The 1,211-nt window shown below is 41.5% G+C and carries 1 protein-coding gene; it reads right to left on the bottom strand.

The window, feature by feature from the left end; genetic code table 11:
• Window positions 1–1,127: IS256 family transposase (locus ACESTK_RS20445; protein ID WP_373120631.1), on the bottom strand; the 1,127-nt coding region annotated here is incomplete at its 3' end.
• Window positions 1,128–1,211: the final 84 nt, after the last annotated feature.

Here is a 1,211-nt window from a genome sequence, read left to right as displayed (position 1 = left end):
TTTAATAGAGCTGTATCGCTTGGAAATACGCTTCTCTGGCGATTCAGTTTCCGGTAGGTAGAATTCAGGGATTCAATAGCATTTGTAGTATAAATCACCGTTCTGACCGTCGTTGAAAATTTAAAGATCGGCGAGATTGCGTCCCAGTTATCCTTCCAGCGCTTCATGGAATTCGGATATTTCGGTGTCCATTTTTCTGTTACACGCTCTAAGGCTGCCAGAGCTTTCTTTTCATCTGTGGCCTGATAAATGGTTTTCAGATCCGTAGCGAAGGCTTTTCTGTCTTTATCCGGGACATATTTCAACGTGTTTCTTACCTGGTGTACAATACAGCGCTGGTATTCCGTCTTTGGAAAAGCTGCTGCAATCGCTTCTTTGATTCCGGTTAAACCATCGGCACAGATGATTAATACATCTTTGACACCACGATTTTTCAGTTCATTCATAACGGAAAGCCAGTATTTTGCGCTTTCGTTATCGCCAACACTGATGGTTAAAACTTCTTTTTTTCCTTCCGTGTTGATTCCCAAAATCACGTAAGCGGCAAGCTTTCGGATCACACCATTATCCCTTACAGAATAATGGATTGCATCAATGTAGAGAATGGGATAGACCTCGTCCAGTGGCCGGTTCTGCCAGTCTTCGATCTGTGGCAGGATCTTATCAGTCACATCAGAAATAAAGCTTTCAGAAGTTTCAAAGCCATAAATATCTTCGATGGTTTCGGAGATCTGCCGGGTAGTCATTCCTTTGGCATACATGGAAATGATCTTCTGATCAATATCGGAAATATCTTTCTGACGTTTTTTCACAACCTGTGGTTCAAATGTTGATTTGCGATCCTGTGGCACTTCGATTTCCATCGAGCCATACCGGCTGTTGACCTGTTTCCGCTTATAACCATTGCGATAATCATCATTATCTGAGCGTTCGGATTTTTCGTAACCAAGATGATCATCCATTTCAGCTTCCATCATTTCCTTAATGGTGCCGCCTAAAAGATCCTTGAGCGCATCCTGAATGTCTTCTGCAGACTGGATATCGTACTCTTCCAGGAGCTGATGGATGATGTTTCGTTTTCCTTCTGTCATTTGTACACGATGTACAGGTTTCTTTTGTCTTGCCATAATAAAAGGCCCTCCTAATGATATTTATTGTATCATAGAAGAACCTTCTAAACATTATTTTACAGAAAAAGTTTCATACTCTCA

The sequence above is a fragment of the Ruminococcus sp. Marseille-P328 genome (assembly GCF_964249465.1).
GTDB classification, from domain to species: Bacteria; Bacillota; Clostridia; order Lachnospirales; family Lachnospiraceae; genus Blautia_A; species Blautia_A faecis.
Note: the sequence above shows the minus strand (reverse complement) of the source record. Positions and strands in the feature narration are given on the sequence as shown.